The organism is Variovorax sp. 01T439_2, assembly GCF_056398445.1.
In genome coordinates, this window is the sequence record NZ_JBFTPJ010000199.1 from 1 (window position 1) to 7,492 (window position 7,492).

Genomic DNA, 7,492 nt, shown 5'->3' on the forward strand with positions numbered 1-7,492 from the left:
AGTGCCGGGCGCGGGCCTTTGGGTCGACCTGGGCGCTCATCTGGTCGACCAGGCGGTCCAGCTGTTCGGAAGGCCCGACACGCTGCAGCTCGACACCGCGGCCTTGCGCGACGGCGCGCAGGTCGAGGACTATTTCCACGCCGTGCTGCGCTACGAAAGCGGCCCGCATGCACCGCTGCGCGTGGTGCTGCACGCCACCACGCTCGCGGCCCATGCCGCGCCGCGCTACATCGTCCATGGCACGCRCGGCAGCTACATCAAGCACGGCGTCGATCCGCAGGAAGACGCGCTGCGCGCCGGCCAGCGGCCGCCGATGGCGGGGTGGGGCGCCGATCCGCAGGACGGCGAACTCGTGGTGCCCGCCAGCGACGGCGGCGAGCCGCAGCGCCGGGTCTGGCCCACGCGGGCCGGCAACTACCTCGACTACTACGCCGCGGTGCGCGACGCGATCCTGGGCAACGGCCCGAACCCGGTGCCGCCCGAGCAGGCTGTCGCGCTGATGGAACTGCTCGACATCGGCCAGCAGAGCGCGGCCGAGGGCCGGGCGATCCGCATCATCGACCGCCCATGAAAAAAGCGCGTTGACCCGAGGGCCAACGCGCTTTTGCGGCGAGCGTGGTGCTCAGCCTCCGCGACGCATCATGTCGAAGAATTCGACATTCGTTTTCGTCGCCTTCATGTTCTTGAGCATGAGCTCCATCGACTCGATCTCGTCCATGTTGTACATGAGCTGGCGCAGGATGCGGGTCTTCTGCAGGATCTCGGGCGCCAGCAGCAGCTCTTCGCGGCGCGTGCCGCTGCGGTTGAGCTGGATCGACGGGAACACGCGCTTTTCGTACAGGCGGCGGTCCAGGTGGATTTCGGAGTTGCCGGTGCCCTTGAACTCTTCGAAGATCACTTCGTCCATGCGGCTGCCGGTGTCGATCAGCGCGGTGCCGATGATGGTCAGCGAGCCGCCTTCCTCGACGTTGCGCGCGGCGCCSARGAAGCGCTTGGGRCGYTGYAGSGCGTTGGMGTCGACRCCGCCGGTCAGCACCTTGCCCGACGAGGGCACGACATTGTTGTAGGCGCGCGCGAGGCGGGTGATCGAGTCGAGCAGGATCACCACGTCCTTCTTGAGCTCGACCAGGCGCTTGGCGCGCTCGATCACCATTTCGGCCACGTGCACGTGGCGCGCAGCGGGCTCGTCGAAGGTCGAGGCAATGACCTCGCCCTTCACGGTGCGCTGCATTTCGGTCACTTCTTCGGGCCGCTCGTCCACCAGCAGCACCATCATGTGCACTTCGGGGTAGTTGGCGCTGATCGCGTGGGCGATGTGCTGCATCATCACCGTCTTGCCGCTCTTGGGCGGCGCCACCAGCAGGGCGCGCTGGCCCTTGCCGATGGGGGCGATGATGTCGATGATCCGGCCCGTGATGTTCTCGTCGCTCTTGATGCCGTCGCGCTCCAGCTTCATCTGCTCCTTGGGGAACAGCGGCGTCAGGTTCTCGAACATCACCTTGTGCTTGTTCTGCTCGGGCGGACCGTCGTTGACCTTGTCGAGCTTGGTCAGCGCGAAGTAGCGCTCGCCGTCCTTGGGCGTGCGCACTTCGCCTTCGATCATGTCGCCGGTGTGCAGGTTGAAGCGGCGCACCTGGCTCGGCGAGATGTAGATGTCGTCGGTGCTGGCCGTGAAGCTGGTGTCGGGGCTGCGCAGGAAGCCGAAGCCGTCGGGCAGGATTTCGAGCACGCCGTCGGCAAAGACCTGTTCGCCGGCCTTGGCGCGCTTCTTGATGATCGCGAACATCAGCTCCTGCTTGCGCATGCGGCCGACGTTTTCGATCTCAAGCGCTTCAGCCTGCTTGAGGACTTCAGACACGTGGAGTGCCTTGAGTTCGTTTAAGTGCATGGAATGACCCCTTGCGGGGCAATCGATCGGAAAAACGGGGGGAGGTTTGATGTGAGGCGAGAGCTGCCTCACAAACCGGGGAACTCGAACCGGTTACCTCGAAGGGGCCGGTGATCTGTGGGAGATTATGACAGCAAAAAACCGTCCGGCCAACGCATTGCGCGCTGGCCGGGTGAAATGCCTCAGGCGAGCTGCTGGTCGATGAAGGCCGTGAGCTGCGCCTTGCTCATGGCGCCGACCTTGGTGGCGGCCAGCTGGCCGTCCTTGAACAGCATGAGCGTGGGGATGCCGCGGATGCCGAACTTGGCCGGGATGTCGCGGTTCTCGTCGACGTTGAGCTTGGCGATCTGCAGCTTGCCTTCGTAGGCGGTCGACACTTCGTCCAGGATGGGTGCGATCATCTTGCAGGGGCCGCACCATTCGGCCCAGTAGTCGACCAGCACGGGCTGGCTGGACTTGAGCACGTCGGCTTCGAAGGAAGAATCGGAGATGTGTTTGATCAGGTCGCTGGCCATGTGATGTGTCCTTGTGCGCGGAGAGTTTCGGTGCAGCTAAAGTGCTGGTCATTGTGACAGAAACCAAGGGGTGGGGTGCCATGCGGGAACGCTATGGCGCCGATAGCAAAAGCCCTTTGCGCGTTGCGCCTCCACGCCCTCCAACCCCTCGATAGAACATGAACGAAGGCCACCCCGTCCAGGCCCTGTGGTGCGACCCCGCCGAGGGCGTCGTCGCGCGCATTGCCGGCGCCGTTGCGCAGCACGGGCTGCATGCGGCGCGCACCGTGGTGCTGGTGCCGTACGCGCAACTGATGGGTGTGGCCCACGGCATGTGGTCGCGCTGCGGCAGCCCCGGCTTCGCGCCGCGCTTCGAGACCACGCGCAACTGGGCACGCAGCGCAGGGGGCTTCCTGCCCACGGGCTACGACATCGCCTTCGACATGGCGCGCGACCTGGTCACGGCCCAAGCGCTGCTGTCGCAGGCCGGCTTTGCCGCCGAACGCTTCGCGCTGGCCGGGCGCGTGGTCGAGCTGGCCTACCAGCTGGCGCCCCTGGCGGCCGCCGCGCTGCCCGAGGTACGCGGCGGCGAATGGGCGCAGCGCGCGGCCCAGGTGGCCGATGCGGGCAGCGAGTCGGAATGGTTCCGCATTGAAAGCGCGCTGATCCGCGTCGCGGTGGCCTGGGCCGCCAACTCGGGCTATGCCACCGATGTGCTGCTGCGCGACACGGTGCGTGCGCAGGTCGATGCGCTGATCGTGCTCGAAGGCTTCCAGGCCGATCCGCTCACGCAGACGCTCTGCAGCCTGTGGGGCGACCGCGCCATCCATCTCTCGCTGGTGCCCGTGAGCCCTGCGGCCATCACGGCGGYCGCGCATGTCGCCGCCGACCCTGAAGACGAGGCGGAACTGGCCGCCGCCTGCGTGCTGCGGCACCTGGCCGAGGGCCGCGCGCCGGTGGCACTGATCGCGACCGACCGGGCGCTCACGCGGCGCATCGGCGCGCAGTTGCAGGCGCAGGGTGTCACGGCGCACGACGAAACCGGCTGGAAGCTTTCCACCACGCGCGCCGCCGCCACCGTGATGAGCGCGCTGCGCGCCTGCGCGCACGACGCCGGCAGCGACCAGGTGCTCGAATGGCTCAAGAGCGGCGCCGACGGCGATGCGCTCGCCACCCAGGCCCTCGAAGCCCGGCTGCGGCGCGAAGGCGTGCGCGAGTGGTCCGCCTGGTGCGGCCAGGCCGCGCGCAGCGAGAAGCCGCAGGACATCGCGCTGCTGCCTTTCACCGAAGCCGTCGAAGGCCGCCGCATGGCCATGGCCCGCTCGCGGCCCCTGGCCGACTGGCTGCGCGCGCTGCGCGAACTGCTCGAGGCCGGGGAGCAATGGGAGCCGCTCGCAGCCGACATGGCCGGCGCCAAGGTGATCGGCGCCTTGTGGCTCGATGCCGATGCCCACGGCGACGACGACGAATTTCCCGGCGGACGCCACACGCTGGCCGAGTTCACGGCCTGGGTGCGCGACGTGCTGGAGGACGCCAGCTTCGTGCCGCCCGCCGGCAACGAGGCGCCGCAGGTGGTGGTGCTGCCGCTGCACCAGTTGCTGGGCCGCGCGTTCGGCGCCGTGGTCATTCCCGGCTGTGACGACCGGCGCCTGCCCGCATCGCCCGAGCCGCCCGGCAACTGGAGTGCCGCGCAGCGCGCCGAACTGGGCCTGCCCGCGCGCGAAACGCTCGAGGCCGCGCAACGCTCGGCCTGGGCCGCGGCCTTGTGCAACCCGCGCTGCGAAGTGCTGTGGCGCCAGTCGGATGCGAGCGGCGAGCCGGTGCGTCCGAGCCCGCTGGTGCAGGCGCTGCAACTCGACCACGCCTTGCAGATGGCGGCGGACCCGCGCACGCCGCGCGAGGTGGCGCTGCAGCCGACCGCCTACCCGACGCCGTCCGGGGCGCTGCTGCCACTGCGCAACATCTCGACCAGCGTCTATGAAGACCTGCGCCGTTGCCCCTACCGCTTCTTCGCGCTGCGGCAGCTGGGCCTGCGAAGTGCCGACGAGCTCGATGCCGAAGTCGACAAGCGCGACTTCGGCAACTGGCTGCATGCCGTGCTGGGCCATTTCCACGAGGCGCTGAAGGAGAAGCCGACCAGCGATGCCGCCGAGCGTGTGGCGTACATCAGTGCAGCGGCCGAGCGCGCCACACGCGAGTTCGGACTGTCCGATGCCGAGTTCCTGCCCTTCGCCGCGGCATGGCCGGCGGTGCGCGACGGCTATCTTCAATGGCTTGCCGGACACGAGGCGAGCGGCGCCGTGTTCGCCGAATCCGAGCCCTGGATGGAACAGCCGCTGGGCAGCCTGCAGCTGGTCGGCCGGCTGGACCGCATCGACCGCATGCCGGACGGCCAGGCCTTCGTGATCGACTACAAGACCGAATCGGCCGCTGTCACCAAGGAGCGCGTGAAGGACCCGACCGAGGACACGCAGCTCGCCTTCTATGCCGCGCTGGTGGCCGACGACACGCTGCGCGCGGCCTACGTCAACGTCGGCGAGAAGTCGTCCGGCACGCAGACCGTCGAGCAGCCCGTGGTGGTGGAGGCGCGCGATGCGCTGGTGGCCGGCATCCTCGACGACTTCACCCGCATCGCCGAGGGCGCGGCGCTGCCGCCGCTGGGGGAGGGCGCCGTCTGCGACTACTGCGCGGCGCGCGGCCTTTGCCGCAAGGATTTCTGGGAGATCGAACAGGCCCCGCTTTCGTCTTTGGCCGAGGGAGGGCCCGCGAAATGAACGGCGCCGCCTACGAACACAACGGCCGGCACGTCACGCGCGAGGCCTTCTATACCGTCGCCTGCGATCCGCGGCGCTCGGTGGCCGTCGAAGCCTGCGCCGGCGCGGGCAAGACCTGGATGCTGGTGTCGCGCATCCTGCGCGCGCTGCTCGAGGAAGGCGAATCCGCCTGCGAGCCGCACGAGATCCTGGCCATCACTTTCACCAAGAAGGCCGCCGGCGAGATGCGCGAGCGGCTCGACCAATGGCTCGAGCAGTTCGCCGAACGCAGCCCCGAGGAGCTGGTGCGCGAGCTCGTGATCCGCGGCGTCGGGCCCGATGCCGCGCTGGCCGCCGTGCCGCGTCTGCAAGGCCTCTACAGGCGCCTGCTCGAAGGCGGCCGGCCGGTGCAGTTCCGCACCTTCCACGCCTGGTTCGCGGGCCTGCTGCGCAATGCGCCGCTGGCGGTGCTGCGCGAACTCGGCCTGCCCGCGAACTACGAACTGCTCGAGGACGATGCCGAGGCGCGCTCGCGGACCTGGCGCCCCTTCTTCGAAGCGGTGACGGCCGACAAGGATGCGCTGGCCGACTACTACGCCGTCGTCGCCACCTACGGCCGGTCGCAGACCGCCAAGGCCCTGGGCGAAGCGCTCACGCGCCGGGTCGAGTTCTCGCTGTCCGATCCGGCGTCGGCGGTGCAGCATTTCAGCGCCATGCATCCGTCGCTCGAAGGCCTGGACGAACCGACCGAGGCACTGCGCGGCGAGCAGGCCCGGCGCCGCTGGCTCGACCGCGCCGCCGCGCTCGGCCGCGAAGCCAACAAGACGCCGCAGAAAGCGGCCGATGCGGTCATCGACGTGTTCGGCACCGGCGAGCCGCCGCAGGAGTCGCTCGCGTCCGCGCTGGCGCACCTGCGCAAGAACTTCTTCGTCGCGACCGAAGACCGGCTCAACAAGAACCTGCAGAAATATCCCGCCGCGCAAGAGGCCGAGGCCGAGCTGCAGACGCTCTGCGCCGCGCAGGCCCAGCACGCGGCCTGGCTCTACCAGCAGCGCATGACGCGACTCACGCGCCTTCTGATCGCAGCCTTCGCCGAGGTCAAGCGCGCCCATGGCTGGGTCGACATGAACGACGTCGAACAGGCCGCACAACTGCTGCTGGGCCAGTCGGCGCTGTCGGGCTGGGTGCAGGAGCGGCTCGATGCGCGCATCGCGCACCTGCTGATCGATGAGTTCCAGGACACCAATCCGCTGCAGTGGCAGGCGCTCTACGGTTGGCTCAGTGCCTACACCGGCGCGGGCGGCAAAGCGCCGCGCGTCTTCATCGTGGGCGACCCGAAGCAGAGCATCTACCGCTTCCGCCGCGCCGAGCCACAGGTGTTCATCGCCGCGAAGAAATTCGTGCGCGAAGGGCTGGGCGGCGAGCTGCTCAATTGCGACCACACCCACCGCAACGCGCGTGCGGTGGTCGGCCTCGTCAACCAGGCGATGCTGGCCGCGCAGGACGCCGGCGAGTTCGACGGCTACCGCGCGCACACCACCGAACGCAACGACCAGGGCGAGCTGCTCAAGCTCCCGCCCATCGATCGCGGCGCCCTCGATACCACCGCCGAGGCCGCGCCCGCGGACGACGGCATGCTGCACTGGCGCGACAGCCTCGTCACGCCGCGGGTGCTGCCCGAAGAGCAGCTGCTGCAAAAGGAATGCGAACAGGCCGCGCGCTGGGTCGCGCAGCGTATTGCCGATGGCACGCCGCCGCGCCAGATCATGGTGCTGGCGCGCCGCCGCAACCGGCTGTCCGCCATGCAGGACGCGCTGCGCCAGCGCCACATTCCCGTGCAGCAGCCCGAGAAGAACGAATTGCACGATGCCCCCGAAGTGCAGGACGTGGTGGCGCTGATCGATGCGCTGGTGTCGCCCGCGCACGACCTCTCGCTGGCGCGCGCGCTCAAGTCGCCGCTCTTCGGCATTGGCGACGATGCGCTGGTGCAACTGGCGCTGCGCCAGCGCGAGCACCCGTCGTCGAGCTGGTTCGCGCTGGTCCAGAAAGGCGAGGGCCTGCCGGCGGAACTGGCCGCGGCCGGCGCCAGGCTCAAGCAGTGGCAGCGCTGGCTCGCCGCACTGCCGCCGCACGACGCGCTCAGCGCGATCTTTCACGATGGCGATGTGCTGGCCAGGTTCGGCGCCGCCATGCCTTCGGCCATGCGCCAGAGCGCGCTGGCCAATCTGCGCGGGCTGCTGGCGGCCTCGCTCGAGATCGAGGGCGCGCGCTTTGCCACGCCCTATGCGCTGGTGCGCGCGCTGCGCGCCGGCGGCGTCAGGGCGCCATCCGTCGCCGTGCCCGATGCAGTGCAACTG

5 protein-coding genes are annotated in these 7,492 nt (G+C 69.2%); 3 read left to right on the top strand and 2 right to left on the bottom strand.

Annotated features, from left to right (window positions below; all coding sequences use genetic code 11):
* A partial coding sequence (locus AC1DOC_RS11775) for a Gfo/Idh/MocA family oxidoreductase (RefSeq protein ID WP_478129833.1) occupies positions 1-571 on the top strand: 571 nt, incomplete at its 5' end.
* Between the two features lie 51 nt (positions 572-622).
* Here the strand turns inward: AC1DOC_RS11775 and rho are convergent.
* A complete protein-coding gene (rho, locus tag AC1DOC_RS11780; RefSeq protein ID WP_478129834.1) occupies positions 623-1,888 on the bottom strand; it encodes a transcription termination factor Rho in 1,266 nt (421 codons plus the stop codon).
* 182 nt (positions 1,889-2,070) lie between these two features.
* On the bottom strand, positions 2,071-2,403 hold the full coding sequence (gene trxA / locus AC1DOC_RS11785; RefSeq protein ID WP_012747433.1) for a thioredoxin TrxA: 333 nt from the start codon (positions 2,401-2,403) through the stop codon (positions 2,071-2,073).
* A 158-nt stretch (positions 2,404-2,561) separates the two neighbouring features.
* On the opposite strand from trxA, the gene AC1DOC_RS11790 reads away from it, so the two are divergent.
* Positions 2,562-5,156 carry a PD-(D/E)XK nuclease family protein gene (locus AC1DOC_RS11790; protein ID WP_478129836.1) on the top strand — a complete coding sequence of 865 codons (2,595 nt, stop codon included), beginning with the start codon at positions 2,562-2,564 and terminating at the stop codon, positions 5,154-5,156.
* A partial coding sequence (locus tag AC1DOC_RS11795; protein ID WP_478129837.1) for a UvrD-helicase domain-containing protein occupies positions 5,153-7,492 on the top strand: 2,340 nt, incomplete at its 3' end. The genes AC1DOC_RS11790 and AC1DOC_RS11795, both read left to right, overlap by 4 nt.